Origin of the sequence: Halobacillus litoralis (genome assembly GCF_004101865.1) — a bacterium.
In the GTDB taxonomy this organism is placed as follows: Bacteria; Bacillota; Bacilli; order Bacillales; family Halobacillaceae; genus Halobacillus; species Halobacillus litoralis_A.
In genome coordinates, this window is sequence record NZ_CP026118.1 from 3,867,114 (window position 1) to 3,890,252 (window position 23,139).

Consider the following 23,139-nt stretch of genomic DNA (forward strand, 5'->3'; position numbering starts at 1 on the left):
GAGGGGTTACCTTGGTTAAAAAGCAAACAGTTTGGTTGTTGACAATGTTGAGTTTGTTGATCGTATTGAGTGTGTATTATATGACATCACCGGATAGTGGAGAAATGGCCTTCATACAAGAAGATGAATGGGCGGAAATCACCGATGAAGCGACAGGGGAAGAAGGTGTGGAAACCACTGGAGATGGGACGGTGATTTCTCAAGTTTCCACAGAGGAACTCTTCTCAGCCATCCGCTTGGATATGCAGCAGGAACGAGACCAAGTAACTGAACAATTATCTGAGATCATGGCCTCCAGCGATTATTCTACCGAAGAAAAAAATGAAGCTTTAGAAAAAATGGAGACCATCAAATCGACCCAATCCAAAGAGTCAATCATTGAAAATACGATTCTAGCCAGTGATTCTTATGAGGATGTTCTGGTTAGAGCTGAAGATGATGTTGTTCATGTAACCGTCAGAGCAAATGAACTTTCTAAAACGGAAACAAACCAAATCATCCAGATGGTATCAGATGAATTCGGCCAAAAAACGGTCCAAGTCCAGTTTCAGCCAACAAGTTAAATCATTGAAAACCTCACCCCTGTTCCAAAGGGGTGAGGTTTTTTTGTATCAATAAAATTAAATGATGGAAAGGGGAAGTGAAAGGTGTGCCATATCTTTAAACAGGGTAAAGATACTGCAGCGGGTTCTATCACTGACTGCCTAACGACATCGTTATTTAGCAATCGCAGCTTTTGTTAGTTTCAGCCATTTAAGGAGTGCTTTCTTTTGAAATTATTAAAGAAGATGCTTACGCTTTCATGTGGGAAGTTGCAGGGAAGTGGTATTCTATAATAGAATGTTAAGAGGAGTTATTAGTACCAGTTATAAAAAGTTATTTTACATAAAGGGGTGCCACATATGTTGAAGGTGCAAGAAATTCGTGAAATTATTAAATTGATCGACCAATCCAATATTGATGAATTTTGTTATGAAGCTAATGGAACAAAAGTGCAAATGAAAAAACAACAAGGACAAGTTGTAACAGAACCTGCTCAGGCCCCGCAGCCCGTCCAGGCAAAAGCGGAGCCTAAACCAGAGGTGAAAGAGCAAGCACCGCAACAGCAGCCAAAGGAAGATCCGGCGGAAGAAGAGACTGCCCCCGTTCAGGATTCCAAGAGTGATTATGATGCGGAAGTGACGTCTCCGATGGTTGGAACGTTCTATCAATCACCATCACCGGATCAAGATGTTTATGTGAAGATCGGGGATCAGGTGAAAGAAGATTCCGTAGTCTGTATTGTCGAAGCAATGAAATTATTTAATGAAATTGAAGCGGAAGTATCAGGGGAAATCGTCGAGATTCTTGTTAAAGACGGCGAACTGGTAGAATATGGTCAGCCGTTGTTCCGCGTAAAGTCTAAGTAAACGGGGGATGAGACGTTGATTAAAAAAGTTCTGATAGCCAACCGCGGGGAAATAGCGGTCCGGATCATTCGTGCTTGCAAAGAAATGGGCATCGAAACGGTCGCTGTTTATTCCGAAGCAGATAAAGAAGCGTTGCACGTCCAACTTGCTGATGAAGCATATTGTGTAGGACCGACGCTAAGTAAAGATAGTTACTTGAATTATACGAATATAATGAGTCTTGCAACATTGACCGAAACCGATGCCATCCATCCAGGTTATGGATTTTTAGCTGAAAATGCCGAATTCGCCGAAATGTGTGAGGAATGCAACATTACCTTCATCGGCCCATCTGCATACGCTATCCAGAAGATGGGGACCAAAGACGTGGCGAGAGAAACGATGAGAGAAGCTGGCGTCCCTGTCGTTCCAGGTTCTGCCGGGATTATTGAAGATGAAGAGGATGGTCTGAAAGTAGCCGGGGAGATCGGATATCCTGTTATCATCAAAGCGACAGCCGGAGGTGGCGGTAAAGGGATTCGTGTTGCTCGTAATGAAGAAGATTTGAAAAAAGGAATCCGCATGACCCAACAGGAAGCTGAAACGGCTTTTGGAAACCCGGGAGTTTACATTGAGAAATTCATTGAAGATTTCCGACACGTAGAAATCCAGGTGTTGGCAGATAACCACGGAAATGCCGTACACCTGGGGGAACGTGATTGTACGATTCAGCGCCGCCTTCAGAAGCTGATTGAAGAAACACCATCGCCTGCGATTTCAGATGCAATGAGAGAGAAGATGGGGGATGCGGCTGTTAAAGCTGCTTTAGCTGTGGATTATTCAGGTGCAGGTACTGTCGAGTTTATTTTCGATAAAGAAGCGGACTCCTTTTACTTTATGGAGATGAATACGAGAATCCAAGTGGAACATCCTGTGACAGAGATGGTGACAGGTGTCGATTTGATAAGAGAGATGTTATTGATTGCAAATAACGAACCACTTTCCTTTACTCAAGAGGAAATCAAATTTGAAGGCTGGTCGATTGAATGTCGGATAAATGCAGAAAATCCACACAAGGACTTCATGCCCTCTGCTGGGAAAATCGATATGTACCTTCCACCTGGTGGACTCGGAGTACGCGTGGATTCTGCCGCATATCCAGGGTATATGATCCCTCCCTATTATGATTCGATGGTTGCGAAACTGATCACATATGGCAGGGATCGTGACGAAGCCATTCGCCGGATGAAGCGTGCATTGGATGAATTCGTGATCGAAGGTGTTTATACAACCATTCCATTTCACCAGCGGGTCATGAACCATGAAATTTTCGTTGGAGGAGATTTTAACACGAAGTTCTTAGAGAAATATACTATAATGAAAGATGAATCCTAAAAGGAGTGGTCATAGTGAGTGAAAAGCAATTGTTGAATGTGACGGACGGATCGACATTAGGCAATATAGAGATTGCTCCTGAAGTAATTGAAGTCATCGCCGGGATCGCTGTATCGGAGGTTGCTGGTGTTGCCTCCATGCGGGGAAATTTCGCTTCTGGTGTAGCAGAGCGCCTTGGGAAGAAGAACCATGGTAAAGGTGTGAAGGTTGAGTTGACCGAGAGCGGGATATTGCTCGATGCTTACGTCGTTGTGGATTACGGAATTTCGATTCCCGATACAGCACAGAAAATCCAGGACAATACAAGGCAAGCGCTTAAAAATATGACCGCACTCGAAATAAAAGAAATCAATGTGCATATTGTTGGTGTACAGATGGAAAAAGAAGAAGAAATTGAAGTGGAAGAATTTTAAATGATAATCAGAAAGGGGATTCCCTTTCTGATTTTTCTTTTTTATGAAAGAATTCACTATGATTGGTTCTACCCTATCATCATAGCTTTTATTCCGCTAAAATGTTATTATTCTAACGGATATTACCTTAAAGGAGAATGAACATGAAACGACGCACAGCACGAGAAAAAGCACTACAGGCGCTTTTTCAAACGATTACGAGTGAAATAGACACAGATGAAGCAATCGAGCATGTAGTCGAAGGGCATGAAGTGGATGATTTCCTTTATGATCTTGTACATGGAGTTATGAAGTACCGGGAGGAATTGGATCAATGGATTTCTGACAATCTGGATCATTGGACATTGGCACGTCTGGCTAAAGTAGAGAAAACAGTCTTGCGAATGGCAGCATATGAAATGAAGTACAAAGAAGATGTACCGACACAGGTGGCTATCAACGAAGCTATCGAATTAGCCAAAATCTTCGGGGAAGAAGATTCAGGGAAGTTTGTCAACGGCGTTTTATCAAAAATGGTATAAAATTTTGAAGGGGGAATGGAGAAATGTCAGCAGAAGTGATTTACGGAAAACCATTAGCTGAAGAACTACGTCAAGAGATGAAAGAAGAAGTCAGTGCTTTACATGAGAAGAAAATTCATCCGAAATTGGTGGTCGTGATCATAGGAGAAGATCCTGCATCCATGTCCTATGTTAAAGGCAAACAGCGTGCTTCTGAAAAAGTTGGCCTTGATTCCGAATTGATTGAACTACCTGTAGATACTTCAGAGCAATATCTTTTGGATTTAATCGACCGTTTGAATCAGGATGATGAGGTACATGGCATTCTCGTTCAGCTGCCAGTACCAGAGCATATATCTGACCAGAAGATCATTGAATCAATCGATCCCAGAAAAGATGTCGACGGTTTTCACCCTATGAATGCGGGCAGAATGTTGACTGGACAAGATACATTTTATCCTTGTACCCCTTACGGAATTTTAGTGATGCTCAAGCGTGCATCTATCTCTTTGGAAGGGAAGCATGTTGTAATCGTGGGCAGAAGTAACCTTGTCGGTAAACCAGTCGGCCAATTGTTGTTGAATGAAAACGCAACAGTTACACATTGCCATTCAAGGACGAAAGATCTGCGTCATCATACTAAACAGGCAGATATATTGATTGTAGCAGCTGGTAGACCATCTCTTGTATCTGGAGAAGATATTAGTGAAGGGACAGTGGTCATTGATGTCGGTGTAAATCGTGTGGATGGTAAGTTGACGGGAGATGTCGACTTTGATTCTGCCAAAGAAGTAGCATCCTACATCACCCCGGTCCCTAAAGGAGTTGGGCCGATGACGATTACGATGCTGCTCCATAATACGATTGAAGCCGCCAAACGAATTCACGGCCAGTAAGGGGGAATAGTTGGTGCAGGACCAATATTTAACAGTTACAGCCTTGACGAAGTATATCAAGCGGAAGCTCTCCGGTGATCCACACTTGAAAACCGTGTGGCTCCGGGGAGAGGTCTCTAATTTTAAACACCATAGCCGAGGGCATATGTACCTTTCTCTTAAAGATGAACAAGCCCGCATTCAGGCTGTTATGTTTGCCGGAAACAACCGATCGTTGAAATTCGTCCCCGAAAATGGAATGAATGTGTTGGTCAAGGGTGAGGTGAATGTGTACGAACCGATGGGGCAGTACCAGTTATACCTTAAAGAAATGCAACCTGATGGAATCGGTGCCCTATACTTTGCCTTTGAACAATTAAAAGGAAAGCTTGAAAAAGAAGGGCTGTTCGCTTTCGATCGGAAAAAGCCCCTCCCTACATATCCGCAGCATATTGGGGTTATCACTTCGCCGACTGGCGCTGCCGTCAAGGACATATTAACGACCATTGAACGTCGGTATCCGATTGTCCCTGTCTCGATTCTTCCTGTCCTTGTGCAAGGGGAAAGAGCGGCGAATTCAGTGGTCAATGCCATTCAATATGCGAATGAACATTTAGATTGCGACGTTCTTATCGTCGGTCGAGGCGGAGGTTCTATCGAAGACTTGTGGGGGTTCAATGAAGAGGTGGTCGCAAGGGCGATCGCCGAATCTGAGATCCCAGTGATTTCTGGTGTCGGTCATGAAACGGATACCACGATCAGTGATTTTGTGGCGGATGTAAGGGCAGCGACCCCGACTGGAGCAGCTGAATTGGCAGTACCATCGATAATTGAATTGAAGGACCAGGTTCATGCTTATAATCAACGCTTGATTCGAGTAATGGCTGGAATTCAGTCGGAAGCCAAGCAAAAGTTGACTAGATTGCAAAAGTCATACGCTTTTAAATATCCCGAACAATTGATGCGTCAGAAAGAACAAGACCTTGATCGGATATTAGAACGGATGAACCGGCAGATTGAACGGAAACATTCCCAGCACCAGGAACAGTGGTCTTATTTGACCAAAAGGCTGCGTCAGCAAGGACCGGAAACGAAGATGAAAGAAGGGGCGGAAACGTTGGAAAAGCAGACGAAGCAGCTCCAACTAAGGTTTCAGCATCTTTTGCAACACAAAAAGGAACGTTTCCATACCACAATTGATAAATTGACCCTTTTAAATCCACTTGACATTATGAAGCGCGGTTATGCCATTCCTTTTACTGAAAAAGGAAAAGTCATCAAAAAAGCAAGCAGCGTGAAGTCAGGGGATCCGATCTCGTTGAAAGTGCAGGATGGAACAATCGACTGCCATGTAACAGGCGTGAAGGAGGAAGAAAATGACTGATAATAAAGAAGAAATCAGCTTTGAAGAAGCAATGAAGCAATTGGAAGAGATAGTAGAGAAACTTGAAACAGGCGAAGTACCTTTGGAAAAAGCGATCCAATTTTATCAAGAAGGGATGAAACTTTCCAAATTATGCAGTGAAAAGCTCGGCAATGTAGAAACACAAATGCAAAAGATCATGAATGAGCATGGTGAATTCGAGCCGTTTTCGGTGCAGGAGGAAGAGTGAATCGTGCAATTATCGGAATATTTGAACCAAAAACGCCGATTAATTAATGAACAGCTGAAACTCTATGTGCGGGATTATTCCGTACCCGGAAGAATCCAGGATGCCATGATGTATTCTATCGAAGCGGGAGGTAAACGTCTTCGGCCGATTTTACTTATGGCTACGGCGGAAGCTTTTGGGGCTGATGAGCAAAAAGCAATAGGGGTGGCTTCCAGTCTTGAAATGATTCACACGTATTCACTTATCCATGATGATTTGCCAGCAATGGATAACGACGATATGCGAAGAGGCATGCCTACAAGTCATAAGCAGTTCGATGAGGCGACGGCCATTTTAGCTGGTGATGCATTATTGACATTGAGCTCCCAAATAATTGCAGAAGATTCCAGTCTTGATGCTCATGAGCGGGTATATTTGATTCGCGAACTCTCTAAGGCGAGTGGGGCGACAGGAATGGTCGAAGGGCAAATGCAGGATATGCTGAGCGAAAATAAAAAAGTTTCCCTGGAACAGCTGGAAAGCATTCATAAGAATAAAACTGGCCAATTATTACGTTTCTCCATTATAGCTGGAGCGTACCTTGGTAAAGCTGCAGGTGATTCTAAAGAAGAAATCACCAAAATGGCGGAAGCAATTGGGCTCATTTTTCAAATCCAGGATGATATTCTTGATGTTACTGGAGACGCAGATAAAATCGGTAAGCCGATTGGAAGTGACGAAGACAATCTGAAGAGTACCTATCCGCAACTGTTGGGAGTGGAAGGGGCTAAGAAACAAAAAGAGAAATATGTCTTGACGGCCCAGGAATCTTTGAAAAATGCCGGCGTCGAAGGGACTTATCTTTCTGCATTAATCGATTATCTCAGCAGCCGTGATTACTGATTAGAATGTTTCGATTGAGGACGACATTATAATATGATATATTAGGATTACAAAAGGAATGGTGCAGTATTCTAGTCGGCCCTCCGTTCCTGAAGGCGGGCCTAAAAATCCGCCAAAGGGCATATCGATGAAGTTCCTTGTGTTGGCTTGAGGCGCCCAGCCTTGGGTCGATGCTGGGAGTTAAGGTCGCAGGGCGATCCACAAAGGCATGTGGGCGTTGACCCTGCTTCCGCGGAGGCCCATTCTTGTGATGGTATCTGAGCCAGATACCGTTATGAAATGGGGTATGAACCTGCAGCATATGGAGTAACATCTATATGCGCAGCGTAGCCTGCCTTGAGTGGTTTTTGAGGGGATTATAGTCATTGAACACCAAGCAGCTTCAGATGGCCACTGAGGTGCTGGTGCGTAAACTATATGAAATCAATACTGCAAAAGAGGCTAAGGAACGGTTAAAGGCTGTCGGGGAAATCCCCTAGACTGTTCAGAAATGGACATGGAATAAGAATTATAGTGTGGACTAAGTGGCAATCTAGTCCAACTTTCGGAAACGGAGTTGAGTCGAGTTTAAAGGGGAACCGCCAGAGTGGTGACACTCGGTACTCGATTGGGAAAACCTACTAGACCTAAGCCGCAATTTTTACTTGTTCCATGACCATTCCTTTCGAATACATACATTCCTTAATTTTAAGATATAGAGGTAAAGAATGGACAATAAATTAAAAAGAGCTGTACAATTCAGTTTAAGTATTGCCGTTATCACATTTGTGTTAGCGGCTATTTTTTCAGTTATATCTTCTTCCGTATTGAGCGGGGTCATTTGGATTTTCGGCCTCGTCATTGTATTCATCATCGTTTTTACAGGTGTGGTTTTTGACATGCTCGGTATTGCGGCTACGGCTGCTCAAGAGAAGCCGTTTCACGCGATGGCATCTGAAAAAGTGCCTGGTGCCAAGGAAGCGATTGCTATTGTCAGAAATGCAGACCGATTCGCAAGTTTCTGTAACGACGTTATCGGGGATATATCTGGTATAGTGAGTGGGACGGCTTCTGCAGTCGTCGTCATTCAGCTGGCCAACAGTTTCGGTTACAGTGACGGATCTACCGTTCAAATCGTCATTTCTGTAGCCCTGACAAGTATTGTGGCGGCTTTGACGGTCGGAGGGAAAGCGCTGGGGAAATATTTTGCTATTCATTCATCAACGAAGATCATCTTTTTTGCCGCTAAAGTAATCTCATGGTTAGAAAAAAGGCTGAAAGTAAGAATAGTAACAAGTGCCGCGACATCCACAAAAAAATCAAGATAACTACAAGGGGGTCCTTTAATGGATCTGTGTAAAATCAAAGACCCTTCGATACTGAAGGACATGAATATGAATCAACTGGAAGACTTTGCTGAGGAAACGAGACAGTTTCTTATTGAAAATTTAGCTACGACAGGCGGACACTTAGGTGCGAACCTTGGTGTAGTGGAACTTACATTGGCCTTGCACAAAGTGTACAAGAGCCCTGAAGACCGATTTTTATGGGATGTCGGACATCAATCCTATATTCATAAAATTTTGACGGGCCGCGGCGGTAAATTCGATACGCTACGCCAATACCAGGGTTTGTGCGGATTCCCGAAACGGGATGAAAGTGAACATGATATTTGGGAAACAGGACATAGTTCAACATCCCTGTCAGCTGCGATGGGAATGGCTATCGCCCGTGATTTGAAGAAAGAAGATCATTCGATTTTACCGATTATCGGTGATGGTGCTTTGACAGGTGGAATGGCCTTAGAAGCGCTCAACCACATCGGCCATGAGAAAAAAAATGTAACCGTTATCCTCAATGATAATGAAATGTCAATTGCTAAAAACGTGGGAGCATTGCACGGAGCACTCGGACGTATGAGAAGTGCAGGAAAATACAACAGAGCGAAAGATGATCTTGAATGGTTATTGAAAAAAATACCGGCAGTCGGAGGCAAAATTGCTCAAGCGGCTGAGCGTCTGAAAGATAGCATGAAGTATTTTGTTGTGCCGGGTATGTTTTTCGAAGAACTTGGGTTCACCTATTACGGTCCGGTTGATGGCCACGATTTCAATGATTTGATTGAGAACTTGAACTATGCGAAAAAGACGGACGGGCCGGTAATCGTCCACGTCATGACTAAAAAAGGAAAAGGATACCACCCAGCCGAAACCGATGTGAAGGATAAATGGCATGGAGTAGGACCTTATAAGATCGAGTCTGGAGAAAAGATTAAACCAGCGGATGCTCCACCTGCATGGAGTTCTGTCATCAGTGATGCCTTAAGAGTGGAGGCGCGTCAGGATGATCGGATTGTAGCTGTTACACCTGCTATGATTCTCGGCTCGAAGTTAGAGAAGTTCGGGGAAGAGTTCCCGGATCGTTTGTATGATGTGGGAATCGCAGAACAGCATGCGACCACTTTGTCTGCAGGTTTAGCTACCCAAGGTATGAAACCGTTTTTAGCCATCTATTCCACGTTTTTACAACGGGGATATGATCAAGTGATCCACGATGTCGCCAGGCAAAAATTGAATGTCACATTCGGTATCGATCGTGCGGGTCTCGTCGGTGCGGATGGGGAGACCCATCAGGGAGTTTTTGACGTAGCGTTTCTAAGATCCGTACCCAATATGATCATCTCAATGCCGAAGGATGAAAATGAGGCGCAGCATCTTGTACACACAGCAACACAGTATGATGATGGTCCATTCGCCATCCGCTACCCGCGCGGAAACGCAAAAGGTGTCGAGTCAGATCAGAAACTACAAACGATTCCCATCGGCAGCTGGGACGTGCTCAAAGAAGGTTCCGATGCTGTTGTTTTGACATTCGGTACTACCATTGACATGGCATTGGAAGCAAGTGAGCGCATGGAAAAAGAGGGACGTTCTGTCCGGGTCGTAAATGCACGCTTCATTAAACCATTGGATGATAGCATGTTGCACGATATTATGAAAGAAGGCCTTCCGATTTTGACAGTGGAAGAAGCTGTGTTACAAGGTGGTTTTGGCTCAAGTGTCTTGGAATTTGCTGAAGAAAACAGCTATACCTCCCAGTGGGTGAAACGCATGGGGATTCCTGACCGGTTCATTGAACATGGCAGTGTACCTAAGCTTTGGGAAGAAATCGGTTTGACAGCTGAAAATATGGTTCACTATTTGAAAGAAATGACACCGACTAAGAGGCAAAGGGCTTAATTGATATGAGCAGAAAAGTCAGATTAGATGTTTTATTAGTGGAAAAAGGTTATATAGAAACACGGGAAAAAGCGAAAAGGTCTATCATGGCGGGCTTAGTTTTTCACGACCAGGTCCGGTTGGATAAGCCGGGTCAGAAGGTAGAGGAAGATGTTGAGCTGACTGTCAAAGGAAAAGCGATTCCTTATGTCAGCAGGGGTGGTCTGAAGCTCGAAAAGGCCTTGAGGGAATTCGATCTTAGCGTAGAGGACAAACTGATGATCGATATCGGGTCTTCAACAGGCGGTTTTACGGATTGTGGGTTACAAAATGGTGTGAAATTAAGCTATGCCATTGATGTGGGGTATAATCAGTTAGACTGGACGTTGCGTAATCATGAGCAAGTCATTGTGATGGAGCGGACGAATTTCCGTTACGTTACGAAAGAAGATTTAACAGCAGGAAGTCCACAATTCGCTTCAATCGATGTTTCTTTCATATCGTTACGCATCATCTTGCCGGTGCTTGCGACAATCCTGGAAGAACAGGGAGATGTCGTCGCTTTAATAAAACCCCAGTTCGAAGCCGGTCGTGAGCAGGTTGGTAAGAAAGGAATTGTCAAGGACCCGCGTATTCATAGCCAGGTCGTTGAAACGATTCTTGATTTTGCAGCAGATCATGGCTATTCTGTTTATGGACTTACTTTTTCTCCAATTACCGGAGGGGACGGAAACATAGAGTTTCTTGTACACCTTCGTCTGACTGGCGAAAAAAGAGGAAATACAATGGATGGCGTCGATATCGGGGCGGTAATAGCCGAAGCGCATGATGTGCACAGCAAAAACGCATAATGTATGTAAAAGGGCTGTTAAGAGGCCCTTTTCTTATGGAAGGACTTGAAACGGAGGATGGTCATGAATAAAGGACAACGGCATATCAAAATCAGGGAACTCATAACGAACGACGATATTGAAACTCAAGATGAATTAGTCGATCGATTGAAGGGTATGGGATATAATGTCACTCAGGCTACAGTTTCCCGTGACATAAAAGAACTGCATCTTGTCAAAGTGCCAATGATGGATGGACGCTATAAGTACAGCCTTCCTGCGGATCAGCGCTTTAACCCTTTTGAGAAGTTGAAGCGTTTGATGATGGATGCATTTGTCAGTATTGACAGGGCAGGGCACTTCATCATTTTGAAGACTTTACCGGGAAACGCCAACGCCGTCGGTGCATTAGTGGACAACCTGGAGTGGGATGAAATCATGGGCACAATTTGTGGTGATGATACATGCTTGATTATTTGCCGGAGTGAAGAACAGACAGAAACGATTAGTGACCAATTGCTAAATATGCTATAACTGAGGTGGTTAGTTTCATGCTGACAGAATTGTCTATTCGTGATTTTGCAATTATTGATCGAATTTCAATCACGTTCAAAGAAGGGTTGACCGTCTTGACAGGGGAGACCGGTGCAGGAAAGTCGATAATCATCGATGCAATCCAATTGCTGGCTGGAGGACGGGGATCCGTCGAATTTGTTCGTCATGGAACAAAAAAAGCCGAAATCGAAGGGTTGTTTACGATCGATCCGGATCACCCGATTTATAAAACGGGGGCAGAGTTCGGAGTGGACATCGATGAGGACGGAATGGTAGTTCTGCAAAGAACGATTACCCATCAAGGAAAAAGCATTTGCCGGGTTAATGGCAAACTTGTCACTCTTGGCATAATGAAGGAATTCGGAAGAACACTCATCGACATCCATAGTCAACATGAAACCCAGTCATTGATGGACCCTGAGCGGCATATCGAGTTACTGGATGTTTTCTCCAGCAGTGATTTAAAGCCTTCCCTCGAGGAATACCGCCGTGTCTATGATAAATATCGCAGCTTAGTGAAACGCTATAAAGAATTAAGTGAAAATGAGCAGGAGATGGCTCAACGCTTGGATCTTTTGGAGTTTCAACTTCGTGAACTGCAAGAAGCTGAATTGCAGCCTTTAGAGGACGAACAGTTGGAAGAAGAACGAAGTAAACTTATGAATTATGAAAAGATCTATCAAGGTATCCATGATGCGTACTATTCATTGTATGGTGAGCAGAGGGGTTTGGACTGGCTCAGTCATGCAATGACATCGCTTGAAAGCACAGCGGATGTAGATGAACAGTTAGCGAAATTGTCCGAAGAACTTTCGAACTCTTATTATTTGATTGAAGAAATGACTTTTCAACTGAGCAATCAAATGGCTGAGCTTGAATTCGATCCGGAGCGATTAAACTCAATTGAGTCACGACTTGATGAACTGAACCGTTTGAAGAAAAAGTATGGTGCCAAAGTTGATGACATGTTGCAATATGCCTCGAAGATCGAAGAAGAAATCGATGAAATTCGCAATAAGGATTCACACTTAAATAAAATGGAGAATGAAATCCACGAATTGGCGCAGGATGCTGTGTTGGAAGCTAAGACTATGCATGATATCCGCACGCATACAGCAGCGACACTTTCAGATTATATACATGAAGAGTTAAGAGGCCTTTACCTGGAAAAAGCATCGTTTGCTGTTGATATTCAAATGAAAGAAGGACGATCCTCCGATCCTGCGTTAGATGGTAAGCCAGTACAACTGCTTCCAAACGGATTCGATATCGTTAAGTTCTTAATTACCACTAACCCGGGTGAACCACTCAAAGAATTACATAAAGTGGCTTCCGGTGGAGAAATGTCACGTATCATGCTCGCATTGAAACGGATTTTTTCACGTCATCAAGGTGTAACCAGTGTAATTTTCGATGAAGTCGACACTGGTGTCAGTGGGCGGGTAGCTCAAGCGATTGCTGAAAAAATTCATGGCATCTCCGAAGGTTCCCAAGTTCTTTGTATATCTCACTTGCCACAAGTAGCGGCTATGGCAGATACACATGTACGAATCGAAAAACGAGTAGATAATGAACGTACTCAAACCGCAGCTGCAGAACTGAATGATGAGGAAAAAGCAGACGAAATTTCACGGATGATTACAGGTGCAGAGTTGACAGAAACGACAGTCGAGCATGCAAAAGAATTGCTTGTAATGGCAGGAAAACATAAAAATAAATAAAAGTTCTTAATTAAGGGTAAAATAAATAAACGCATGGAACTGTTCCATGCGTTTATTTATTTTACCCTTTTATAAATGGTTAAACCAAAATCAGGCAGAATAATAATCCCCTCATGAACCCAATTCCTTCAGAAAAACCCACTTTCGCAGGCTCCTTCCATTTTTCAGCCACTTCCTATTCCTGAATATTATCCAATGTTTTCATATACGTTGGAGAATGTTTCAAGTCAAGGGAATCGGTACTATATTTACTGTGATTATGCTCGTTTAAAAAAGGCTCCTGAAGACCACATTATAAGTAAGCCATTTAAATGGTACTGGAGTGATAAGGAGTGTGAACCCGTGATTCATCAAAAAACATTTAAATATATATGTGGTTCTGTTCTCCTGCTGTTCATGCTCATTTTACCTTTGATAGCACCTGTGCAAAAATATCTGTCCATCCCTACAGAAGTTAAGGTCACTGCTACAGCAGATAAGGAAGTAGATGCTGGCGGGGATGATTCAGAAGCTTTGACTGCCTTTTCTTCGACCGATGATCATCAAGTGTTTTACGAATTCGCTGGGGTTCCCCTGAAGAAAACGGAACTGAAAACGATGAAAGATATTCGTTTGGTCCCAGGCGGGCAGTCAGTTGGCGTCGAGCTGCATACTAAGGGTGTACTCGTAGTGGGACATCATTTAGTGAATGTGGATGGAGAAGAGAAATCTTCCCCGGGAGAAGAAGCGAATGTCCTAGTCGGTGATATCTTACTGAAGGGTAACGGCAAAGAACTCAATAGTATGGAAGAACTTTCATCCATTGTCAAAGACTCTGGAGAAGATGAGCAAGCCATTGACTTGACTATCAAGCGAGGCGAAGAAATTATTAAGACATCTTTAACACCTGCATTCAATGCGCAGGAAGATGAATATCAAATTGGTTTATATATCCGTGACTCGGCTGCGGGAATTGGAACAATGACCTTTTTTCATCCGGAAAGTAAAAAATATGGTGCTTTAGGACATGTCATTTCTGATATGGATACAAAAAAACCTATCGAAATTCACGAAGGTACAATCGTCAGGTCTCATGTCACCTCAATAGAAAAAGGGAGCCAGGGAATTCCGGGTGAAAAGAAAGCGAAATTTTCGATGAGAGACGATCGATTAGGTAATATCACAAAGAATACGCCATTCGGCATTTTTGGGAAACTTGATGGAGATATGGAAAATTCCTCTTATCCAGATGGTTTGCCGATTGGATTCGCTGAACAAGTAGAAGAAGGACCTGCTCAAATCATGACTGTGTTAGATGGAGAAGAAATGCAAAGTTTTGACGTAGAAATAGTCAGTAATATGCCGAAGAAATCCGCTGTTACTAAGGGTATGATCGTTAAAATTACAGACAAGGAACTGCTCGCCAAAACGGGCGGCATCGTCCAGGGTATGAGCGGCAGTCCGATCATTCAAAATGGAAAAATAATCGGTGCAGTCACTCACGTTTTCGTCAATGATCCGACTAGTGGATATGGCGTACACATCGAGTGGATGCTACAAGAAGCCGGAATTGAATTATCAGAGACAAAAGAAGGTCAAAAAGCAAGTTAGAAGAGCTCAAAAAAGAGCTCTTCTTTTTTTTGGGGAAAATTACTGAGGGTTTAGTCATGGATGCATTCGACAAATTTCGACAATAGAGAATAAAGATTGTCGAATTACTGCGATTTTCAAAGTATTTAAAAGCATTTTGAAGATAATATAAAATATTGGATTTTATTTGTTATAATAAAAAAGGGATGAATTTCCTTTGTGTCGAATATATGAGTTACAGTAAGAAAGAGGACTATTTTGTAAGGAGGAAGATAAATGGAAAAAATTAAGGTGTGTTTGGCTGATGATAACCGCGAGCTTGTAAAGCTTCTTGAGGAATATTTTGGTGATACCCATGACATTGACGTAGCCGGTACTTCGTATAACGGGAAAGATTGTTTGCAAATGGTTGAAGAGAAGAACCCTGATGTATTGATTCTTGATATTATCATGCCTCATTTGGATGGCCTTGCAGTTTTGAATAAGTTGAAGGATTTGGACAAGCAGCCGGAAGTTATCATGTTGACAGCGTTCGGTCAGGAAGAAGTGACGAAGAAAGCGGTGGAATTAGGAGCTGCCTACTTCATGATGAAACCATTTGATCTTGACCATTTAGGAGAGCAGGTACGTCAAATCAAACACGCAGGTGACCCAATCAACCGTGCCCTAGGAAACAGCTACACTTCGACGAAGTCAAGAAAACCTGATTTGGATACAAGTATCACTCACATCATTCACGAAGTCGGTGTTCCAGCTCATATTAAAGGTTATCAATACTTACGTGAAGCAATCACTATGGTTTATCGTGATCTCGAATTGCTGGGTTCCATTACAAAAGTCCTCTATCCAGATATTGCAACGAAATATAATACTACTGCTTCAAGGGTGGAACGAGCGATACGTCACGCCATTGAAGTAGCTTGGAACCGTGGGAACATCGATGCGATTTCATCTTTATTCGGTTATACGATTTCAACGACCAAAGCGAAACCTACGAACAGCGAATTCATTGCAATGGTTGCAGACCGTTTGCGATTGGAGCACAAAGCAAGTTAATAGCATTTCGTTGAATCATAAAACATTTCAGAAAGCGCGAGGGGCAAGAACTCTCGTGCTTTCTTTTATTTCATAAGGGCTGTGATTTTCTTGGCCAATTGAGGGTCATCGTAATATCCTTCATCGATTTTTGTGACTTCATTTAACAAAAATTCACAGACCTGCTCTTCCAGTAAGAGTATGCCGTCCCTGTTTATGAGGCGGTAACTGAAAGGAAGGTCCAAATATCGAATGATTACATATCTGTAACCTGTATTAATATAGGTACATAGGACAGTTATTTCACTGTTTTCAGGATAAAATCTTGATCCACCGAACCCATCTCTGCGTAAAACCATAGTACCATCCTTCCTTTCACCTACCATATTAAAGGAAAAGCAGAAAAGATGTAATAGATATACATAATTAATGTAAAAATTCCCAATATCACGTCGAAATTCCGTATTAAAATGTTTTTTTATATTTGGTGTTCATTTTTTTGTATGATTTGTGATACAATTCTTAATTATTAATAACTTTGTTCACTAGCGGGGTGTTTTACATATGAAGGTCGTAAAATTTGGAGGCAGCTCACTTGCCGATGCAAGTCAAATAGCCAAAGTGAGAAGCATTATTGAAGCAGATGAGAATCGAAGAGTGGTCGTTGTATCCGCACCAGGTAAAAGAAGGGGTGAGGATACTAAGGTTACGGATTTGTTGATTCAATTAGGGGACTCCATTCAAACAGACGGTACAATGGATATGGATACTTATATGAAAATCATTGACCGTTTCAGAACAATGGCAGAAGAATTAGCTCTGCCAATCGGGGTTCTGGAAACAGTGAAGGATCGCATCGATCAGGCAATCGATTTAGTGAAAGAACAGAGCAACAATGCTTTGGATACATTAAAGGCGTGTGGAGAAGATGGGTCTGCGTTGATTGTCAGCTCCTATCTTCAGCAAAGCGGGTTACAATCTTCTTACGTAAACCCGAAAGAAGCGGGTATCCTCGTCTGTGATCAACCAGGTGGAGCAATAGTACTTGAAGAGAGCTTTGAGCGCTTGTACGGGCTCAGAGAGCGTAATGAAATTCTTGTTATCCCAGGATTCTTCGGATTTACCCCTGAAGGACAGTTGGTTACCTTCTCAAGGGGTGGGTCGGATATTACAGGTTCCATCGTAGCAGCTGGATTGAAAGCGGATATGTATGAGAACTTTACCGATGTGGACTCTGTTTATTGTGTGAATCCGATGTATGTGGAATCACCGAAACAATTGACATCATTGACCTATAGAGAGATGAGGGAACTGTCGTATGCAGGATTTTCAGTCTTCCATGATGAAGCTTTGATTCCTGCATTTAAAGAAAAGATACCGGTCTGTATCAAGAACACGAATAATCCTTCAGCTCAAGGGACGATGATCGTGGCTGAGTTACCGGAGCGAGAATCGCATGTAGTGGGCATTGCAAGTGACAAAGGATTTTTGAACTTATATGTAAGCAAATTTTTGATGAACCGAGAGATTGGCTTCGGAAGAAAATTGCTGCATATCCTTGAAGATGAAGGAGTTTCTTTTGAACATGCACCTTCTGGAATCGATGATATGTCCGTGATTATCCGTGACCATCAGTTGCCACCGGAAAAAGAACAGGTTGTAGTTCAGCGGATCAAGGAAGAGTTAGAAGTGGACATGGTCATGATTGAAAGAGACATGGCGATGATTATGATTGTCGGTGAAGGAATGAACCAGACCGTTGGCATAGCAAGTAATGCCGCGTGTGCTTTCCGTGAGGCTGGGGTGAATATTGAGATGATTAACCAGGGATCATCGGAAGTCTCGATGATGTTCGGAGTCAAATCTTCAGAATTATCAAGTGCAGTTGAATCTTTATACAGAACATTTTTTGAATGAGAGTATAGGAAAAAAGAATAATACTATATGGGAACAAAATGCAAAAAAGCGAAGCAGTCAGGATTTCTGCTTCGCTTTTTTTTGCTGTTCCAAAATTTTATGAAGTTCTGCAAATGTGTGAAGTCCTTGATCGGTCGTTTTCCTCAAGAGATACCGGAATAGCTCAGCCGTCATAATTGCATCGTTCAGCGCATGGTGGCGATCTCGCTTGTCAATGCCGACATATTTTAATAATGGATCCAATTGATGTCTCACTTCAGGTAAAAGCCATTGGGCCATCAATTGAGAATCAATAACAGGGGGGTCGTAGTCAGGCAGCTGCCAGCGTCGGAGCATAGCTTTTAAAAAACGCATATCGAACTTTGCTGGGTGGGCGACCAGTACTGATCCTTCGCTGAAATCCATGAAGTTTTGAAATCCTTCAATGAATGGGCTGGCATTTCTCAAACGCTCTTTAGTTAAGCCTGTCAGTCGAAGTGTTTGTTTATTCACCGGGCGGATCGGCTGTATGACTTGGTGGAATTTCACATTATGACAAGCATTCATTCCTTGCAGCCGTATCGCACCAATGGAGATGATCTCATGGCCGATTTCAGGAAGGAAGCCAGTCGTTTCCAAATCAAAAATAGTATAGTCCAAGTTTTTCAATGGTTGTTCATCAAGTCGTGAATCTTTTTCATAATTACTCAGCTGTTCTTCAAGCTTATGATAAGTATTCCATTTCAAATAAGGCTTGATTTTGTAATGGTACATCGGCTTTTCGAAGAGAAGGTATTTTATGATTTGTAAGTCTACTGGTAACATCATACCACCCGATTTCGGTTGTAGCTCAATTCCAGGACTTGCTGCAGGCGTTTAGCAATGATCAAGGATTCCCTCAATGATCGTCGTTCTTCTTTTTTGAGAGGGATGAGTTTTAAATCATTGGATAATGGCTCGTTTTCTTCTAACTGCTCTAAGTTTGCTTTCAATCGGAATAGCATCAAGCGATGGAGAGCAGTTTTAGCGTTTTCGACATCCCGTGGGTGAAAACGTTCTTGCTCAGCTAGTGCGTCAAGACGGTTGACAGTATTGATCTCTTCGATGCCATATTTCATACTGTAAATACGGATGGCATTGACGATTTGCATGATTGCAGATTTCTTCAAATTGAGTGTACGTTTTTTTCCGATTCCGGAGATACGTCCAAACGGCTGGACTGGCACACGGAAGCGTAATGTATCTTTCATTAGGAGCTGATGAAGGTTCAGAGACTTTTGTACCCGTTTAGTCACGTGCTTTTTTAAGTCGTATGCCAGGGAGTAATCTCCGAAGATCGGGCGGAAGTCCATGAAAATGGTAAAGTCACGTATTTCTTCAGCATCCATTTTTCGGATCCAGCGATCGATGCTTTCATGCCACTCCGTTGTCTGTTGCCGCCATTTTTCTTCTTTTGCCATGATGCCTCCTGTGCAGTAAGGAAAGCCGCATTCATCAAGCATATCGTTGATCTTTTTTGTAAAAATAGAAAAGAATTGTTCAATTTTCGCTTTATTTTTAGACCCTTCATAATCGGCAAGGATCATTGCGTTGTCCTGGTCAGTGGAGAAGGCCTGCTCTTTACGGCCTTCACTGCCCATTACCAAAAAACAATAGTTGATCGGAGGTACGCCATAGCCATCCTTGATCATCTCGTCTTCTGCAATCTGGACGATTTGCTTATGGATCCGGTCATTGTAATTCGTCATCAGTTCCGCGATATCGTAGGCAAACATATGATCCTTGATCAAGCTGGCTATGAACTGCTGGAACCTGGTGTTATGGATCGGTGACAAAGGTTTGATTTCATCGATGTTGGTAGCATTTGAAATTTTATAGGTCAAATCAAAGTAAACGGAATTCTTAATCGTGAAAAAGGATGACTGCCTTAATATCCCTACAATTTTGTCTTTGTGTAGAACAGGGATGATTTCAGTTGGATGGTGCTTTAAGTAACTGAGGGCATCATAAATGAACTCTTGCTCATTGATTTCATAGGCTTCCTCGGCCATATACGCTTTGACCGGGTTGTTATGGTCGTTTTCAAAATAAGCCCGCAGAATTTCACCGTATCCGATCATCCCAAGCATCGTTTGCTGATCTTCACTGACGATAAGCGCCTCAATCTTTTGTTGCTGCAGCATACGAGCTGCTTTTTCAATCGAAGCTTCAGGATGAATAAATGTCGGCGGCTCCATATAAGCGTCCGCACGCTTTTTATATAGTTCACGATCATCCTGTTCATCTGTGGTGGAGCTTTTATATTTCACTTCATCATATAAACTTTTCATTAAATGGCTGATGCCGTCCATAACCACCTTTGAGAAAAGGTTATTGTTGGACATTATTTTCAAAAAAGATTCTCTGTTAAAACGCACGGTTTTGATGGGTTCTAAGGCTTGTACAGAAAATCTCATTTCACCACTAGTCAGGAGAATCATGACACCGACCAGGTCACCAGGGTAATAAAACCTTACCGATAATTGGCGGCCATTGGATCTGTGCATGATGTTCTTTGCTAATCCCGACACCATGAAGTGGATATCAATCATGTCATCATCCTCATCTTCGTGGATGATGAACTCATTTGTCCCGTATTCTTTTACAACAGCGTCACCGAATACTTCCTCAAACTCTTCATCAGAAAGTAAATCGAATGGGTACTGCTTTCTGAATAACTCAAACTCTGTCACACAGCAAAACTCCTTCATTCCGGGTGGTCATTTTGTTTAAAACGCCCCTTTGTCAAATTCCTCTTCCGGTCTCTATGTAAGATGAATCCACCGATGAACGCGATTCCGCCGACCACGAACAATATTCCGAGGATCCCTTGAATGGCGATGTGAAAAAAAACTTCGTGGAATTCACCAAATAGGGCATCACGGATCAATTTTATCCCATAAACGGCGATGAGTCCCGGGGTGACTAATAGTAATAAAGCAATTAATCGCATATTCGTAACTCCTTTTTTCAATCAATGATTAGTATATCAAATGCAGCGTCTATAGGGAACATCCATACACTTGCTAAAACCTGCAGAATAGTATAGGATGAAGATGCGCAAAATATTGCAGGGTGTGATGAAATGAAACGTGTGTTGATTGTCGGTGCAGGGAAAGGTGGAACCGCCCTGTTGAAATTGCTGAATGAAATCGACCGTATGCAAATAGTCGCTGTCACAGATATAAACCCTGGGGCTGCTGGGCTATCTATCGCAAAAAGTTATGGAATCCCGACAGATCGGAATTGGAAAGATTGGATACATAAAGACATTGATATCATTATTGAAGCGACAGGTGAAGAGGAAGTATTCAATGCAATCAGGGAGACTCGTCATCGATCAACCGTCGTTATTCCTGGATCGGTTGCATATGTAACCGCTGAGCTGCTGGAAGAAAAAGAATCACTTGTTCAAGAACTGAAGCAGCAGGCAGAAAATCAACATCTCATTCTGAACAGTATCCACGACGGTATGATTGTCATTACAGAGGAGGGAAAGGTTTCTTTTCTCAATCGCAGTGCCGAACGGATTTTAAGCAGGAAAAGATCTTCGATGATCGGTGAACCGATCAATGAGATCATCCCTGCATCGAGACTGCCGCAGATATTGACCTCACGAAAAAAAGAAGTCAACCAAAAGCTCGAATTGGATAATGGAAAAAAGGTAATTACTACGAGGATACCGATGATCGGACAAGACCAAAAAGTCATTGGAGCTTATGCTGTTTTTAAAGACATCACAGAAGTTGTCAATTTAGCAGAGGAAATCACGGACTTGAAAGAAGTTAAAACAATGCTTGAAGCCATCATTCATTCATCAGATGAGGCGATTTCAGTAGTAGATGAAAATGGAAGCGGTTTAATGATAAATCCTGCTTATACAAGAATTACAGGTTTATCAGAGAGTGAAATCGTAGGGGAGCCTGCTACGGTTGATATCTCTGAAGGGGAAAGCATGCACATGAAAGTACTGCGCACAAGAAGGCCGGTACGTGGGGTGAGAATGAAAGTTGGGCCGTCGAAGAAAGATGTCCTCGTCAATGTTGCTCCCGTGATTGTAGATGGAAAACTGAAGGGGAGTGTCGGGGTCCTTCATGATGTCTCGGAAATTCAATCATTAACGAGTGAATTGAAGCGTGCCCGTCAAATCATCCGAAGCCTTGAAGCGAAATACACCTTTGATGATATCATTGGTGACTCGCCGGAAATGACCCTTGCTTTAGAACAGGCCAAAGTCGGTGCTCGTACGCCGGCGACCGTTCTTCTCCGCGGAGAGTCAGGGACAGGGAAAGAGCTTTTCGCCCATGCGATTCATAACGAAAGTAAGCGGCGCCATAATAAGTTTATCCGTGTCAATTGCGCAGCCATTGCGGAATCACTTCTGGAGAGTGAACTTTTCGGTTATGAAGAAGGTGCTTTCTCCGGAGCGAAGCGGGGCGGGAAAAAGGGACTGTTTGAAGAGGGCAATTATGGCAGCATTTTTCTTGACGAAATCGGAGAACTGACTTTACCGATGCAGGCTAAACTTCTACGCGTATTACAAGAAAATGAAATTATGCGGGTGGGGGGCACAAAACCGGTCCACGTGGATGTACGCGTAATAGCTGCAACGAATATTAATTTAGAAAAGGCAATTATGAACAAAAAGTTCAGAGAAGACTTGTATTACCGTTTAAACCGGCTGCCAATTTATATCCCGCCTCTCAGGGAGCGGAGAGGAGACGTCCATCAGCTGACAGAACACTTGATTCAGAAACTGAATGAAGATTATGGGCGCCATGTCATTTCAGTCAATGATCAAGCATTCCAACAGTTGAAGGACTACGATTGGCCTGGTAATGTCCGTGAGTTAGAAAATATCATCGGACGGGCAATGATCTACATGGAGAACGTAGAAGATACCATATTACCAGGGCACCTCCCTCATTTGAAAAAAGCAGCAGCAGATGCAGCTAGTGAGGAAAAAGACACGCCTTGGCTGGGGGAAACTCTGCAACAAGCAGTTGATGAATATGAAAAGAAATTGCTCGCAGACGCTTACCGGTCTCATAATTACAACAAAACGCAAACAGCGAAAGCGTTAGGGATCTCCATTAGGAATTTGTATTATAAATTGGAAAAATATCATTTGGACAAAAACAGCATGCAAAATTTTTCATAATGCAAATGTTTGCAATGTTGCACAAGCCTTTATTATAGTGTTTTCTAGAAAAGGTTAGTTGGCATGAAAC

Annotated in this window: 22 protein-coding genes; 18 read left to right on the top strand and 4 right to left on the bottom strand. The window is 42.8% G+C overall.

Annotated features, from left to right (window positions below; all coding sequences use genetic code 11):
• Positions 1-11 precede the first annotated feature (11 nt).
• The 16 genes from HLI_RS19155 to spo0A all read left to right on the top strand — a co-directional run bounded on the left by HLI_RS19155 (position 12) and on the right by spo0A (position 15,994).
• Positions 12-563, top strand: coding sequence for a SpoIIIAH-like family protein (locus HLI_RS19155; RefSeq protein WP_128526496.1), 552 nt, complete (start codon positions 12-14; stop codon positions 561-563).
• 339 nt (positions 564-902) lie between these two features.
• Positions 903-1,409, top strand: a complete 507-nt coding sequence (gene accB / locus HLI_RS19160; protein WP_128526497.1) for an acetyl-CoA carboxylase biotin carboxyl carrier protein — start codon at positions 903-905, stop codon at positions 1,407-1,409.
• A gap of 15 nt (positions 1,410-1,424) precedes the next feature.
• Positions 1,425-2,783 carry an acetyl-CoA carboxylase biotin carboxylase subunit gene (gene accC / locus HLI_RS19165; protein ID WP_128526498.1) on the top strand — a complete coding sequence of 453 codons (1,359 nt, stop codon included), beginning with the start codon at positions 1,425-1,427 and terminating at the stop codon, positions 2,781-2,783.
• Between the two features lie 14 nt (positions 2,784-2,797).
• The gene (locus HLI_RS19170; protein ID WP_128526499.1) at positions 2,798-3,196 is read left to right on the top strand and encodes an Asp23/Gls24 family envelope stress response protein; all 399 of its coding nucleotides are present in this window, start codon (positions 2,798-2,800) and stop codon (positions 3,194-3,196) included.
• A 143-nt stretch (positions 3,197-3,339) separates the two neighbouring features.
• The gene (gene nusB / locus HLI_RS19175; RefSeq protein WP_128526500.1) at positions 3,340-3,717 is read left to right on the top strand and encodes a transcription antitermination factor NusB; all 378 of its coding nucleotides are present in this window, start codon (positions 3,340-3,342) and stop codon (positions 3,715-3,717) included.
• A 23-nt stretch (positions 3,718-3,740) separates the two neighbouring features.
• Positions 3,741-4,592: a bifunctional methylenetetrahydrofolate dehydrogenase/methenyltetrahydrofolate cyclohydrolase FolD gene (gene folD / locus HLI_RS19180; RefSeq protein ID WP_128526501.1), complete on the top strand. Its 852-nt coding sequence runs from the start codon at positions 3,741-3,743 to the stop codon at positions 4,590-4,592.
• A 13-nt stretch (positions 4,593-4,605) separates the two neighbouring features.
• Complete coding sequence (xseA, locus tag HLI_RS19185) at positions 4,606-5,955, top strand: exodeoxyribonuclease VII large subunit (RefSeq protein ID WP_128526502.1); 1,350 nt, start codon at positions 4,606-4,608, stop codon at positions 5,953-5,955.
• Positions 5,948-6,184: an exodeoxyribonuclease VII small subunit gene (locus tag HLI_RS19190; RefSeq protein ID WP_128526503.1), complete on the top strand. Its 237-nt coding sequence runs from the start codon at positions 5,948-5,950 to the stop codon at positions 6,182-6,184. The genes xseA and HLI_RS19190 overlap by 8 nt, the downstream gene beginning before the upstream one ends.
• Before the next feature lie 3 nt (positions 6,185-6,187).
• Positions 6,188-7,066, top strand: coding sequence for a polyprenyl synthetase family protein (locus HLI_RS19195; RefSeq protein ID WP_241655890.1), 879 nt, complete (start codon positions 6,188-6,190; stop codon positions 7,064-7,066).
• Positions 7,067-7,773: 707 nt separating this feature from the next.
• Positions 7,774-8,373, top strand: coding sequence for a hypothetical protein (locus HLI_RS19200; RefSeq protein WP_128526505.1), 600 nt, complete (start codon positions 7,774-7,776; stop codon positions 8,371-8,373).
• Between the two features lie 18 nt (positions 8,374-8,391).
• The gene (gene dxs, locus HLI_RS19205) at positions 8,392-10,284 is read left to right on the top strand and encodes a 1-deoxy-D-xylulose-5-phosphate synthase (RefSeq protein ID WP_128526506.1); all 1,893 of its coding nucleotides are present in this window, start codon (positions 8,392-8,394) and stop codon (positions 10,282-10,284) included.
• Between the two features lie 5 nt (positions 10,285-10,289).
• A complete protein-coding gene (locus HLI_RS19210; protein ID WP_128526507.1) occupies positions 10,290-11,114 on the top strand; it encodes a TlyA family RNA methyltransferase in 825 nt (274 codons plus the stop codon).
• Positions 11,115-11,177: 63 nt separating this feature from the next.
• The gene (gene ahrC / locus HLI_RS19215) at positions 11,178-11,627 is read left to right on the top strand and encodes a transcriptional regulator AhrC/ArgR (RefSeq protein ID WP_128526508.1); all 450 of its coding nucleotides are present in this window, start codon (positions 11,178-11,180) and stop codon (positions 11,625-11,627) included.
• Between the two features lie 17 nt (positions 11,628-11,644).
• Positions 11,645-13,369: a DNA repair protein RecN gene (gene recN / locus HLI_RS19220; protein ID WP_128526509.1), complete on the top strand. Its 1,725-nt coding sequence runs from the start codon at positions 11,645-11,647 to the stop codon at positions 13,367-13,369.
• Between the two features lie 342 nt (positions 13,370-13,711).
• Positions 13,712-14,959: a SpoIVB peptidase gene (spoIVB, locus tag HLI_RS19225; protein ID WP_277750297.1), complete on the top strand. Its 1,248-nt coding sequence runs from the start codon at positions 13,712-13,714 to the stop codon at positions 14,957-14,959.
• Positions 14,960-15,214: 255 nt separating this feature from the next.
• On the top strand, positions 15,215-15,994 hold the full coding sequence (spo0A, locus tag HLI_RS19230; protein ID WP_128526511.1) for a sporulation transcription factor Spo0A: 780 nt from the start codon (positions 15,215-15,217) through the stop codon (positions 15,992-15,994).
• A gap of 65 nt (positions 15,995-16,059) precedes the next feature.
• On the opposite strand, the gene HLI_RS19235 is transcribed toward spo0A, so the two are convergent.
• Positions 16,060-16,332, bottom strand: a complete 273-nt coding sequence (locus HLI_RS19235) for a hypothetical protein (protein ID WP_128526512.1) — start codon at positions 16,330-16,332, stop codon at positions 16,060-16,062.
• Positions 16,333-16,537: 205 nt separating this feature from the next.
• On the opposite strand from HLI_RS19235, the gene HLI_RS19240 reads away from it, so the two are divergent.
• Entirely contained in the window at positions 16,538-17,890 is a 1,353-nt protein-coding gene (locus HLI_RS19240; protein WP_128526513.1) for an aspartate kinase, read from the top strand.
• Between the two features lie 57 nt (positions 17,891-17,947).
• Here the strand turns inward: HLI_RS19240 and HLI_RS19245 are convergent, their stop codons facing one another.
• Genes HLI_RS19245 through HLI_RS19255 form a run of 3 tightly spaced genes read right to left on the bottom strand, consistent with a single transcriptional unit; the run spans position 17,948 to position 20,861 of the window.
• Positions 17,948-18,694: a 3'-5' exonuclease gene (locus HLI_RS19245; protein ID WP_128526514.1), complete on the bottom strand. Its 747-nt coding sequence runs from the start codon at positions 18,692-18,694 to the stop codon at positions 17,948-17,950.
• Complete coding sequence (locus tag HLI_RS19250) at positions 18,694-20,601, bottom strand: DUF294 nucleotidyltransferase-like domain-containing protein (RefSeq protein ID WP_128526515.1); 1,908 nt, start codon at positions 20,599-20,601, stop codon at positions 18,694-18,696. Before HLI_RS19250 ends, HLI_RS19245 begins: the two co-directional genes overlap by 1 nt.
• A 14-nt stretch (positions 20,602-20,615) precedes the next feature.
• Positions 20,616-20,861, bottom strand: a complete 246-nt coding sequence (locus HLI_RS19255) for a DUF2627 domain-containing protein (protein WP_128526516.1) — start codon at positions 20,859-20,861, stop codon at positions 20,616-20,618.
• Positions 20,862-20,993: 132 nt separating this feature from the next.
• On the opposite strand from HLI_RS19255, the gene HLI_RS19260 reads away from it, so the two are divergent.
• Complete coding sequence (locus HLI_RS19260; protein ID WP_128526517.1) at positions 20,994-23,069, top strand: sigma 54-interacting transcriptional regulator; 2,076 nt, start codon at positions 20,994-20,996, stop codon at positions 23,067-23,069.
• The last annotated feature ends 70 nt before the right edge of the window (positions 23,070-23,139 follow it).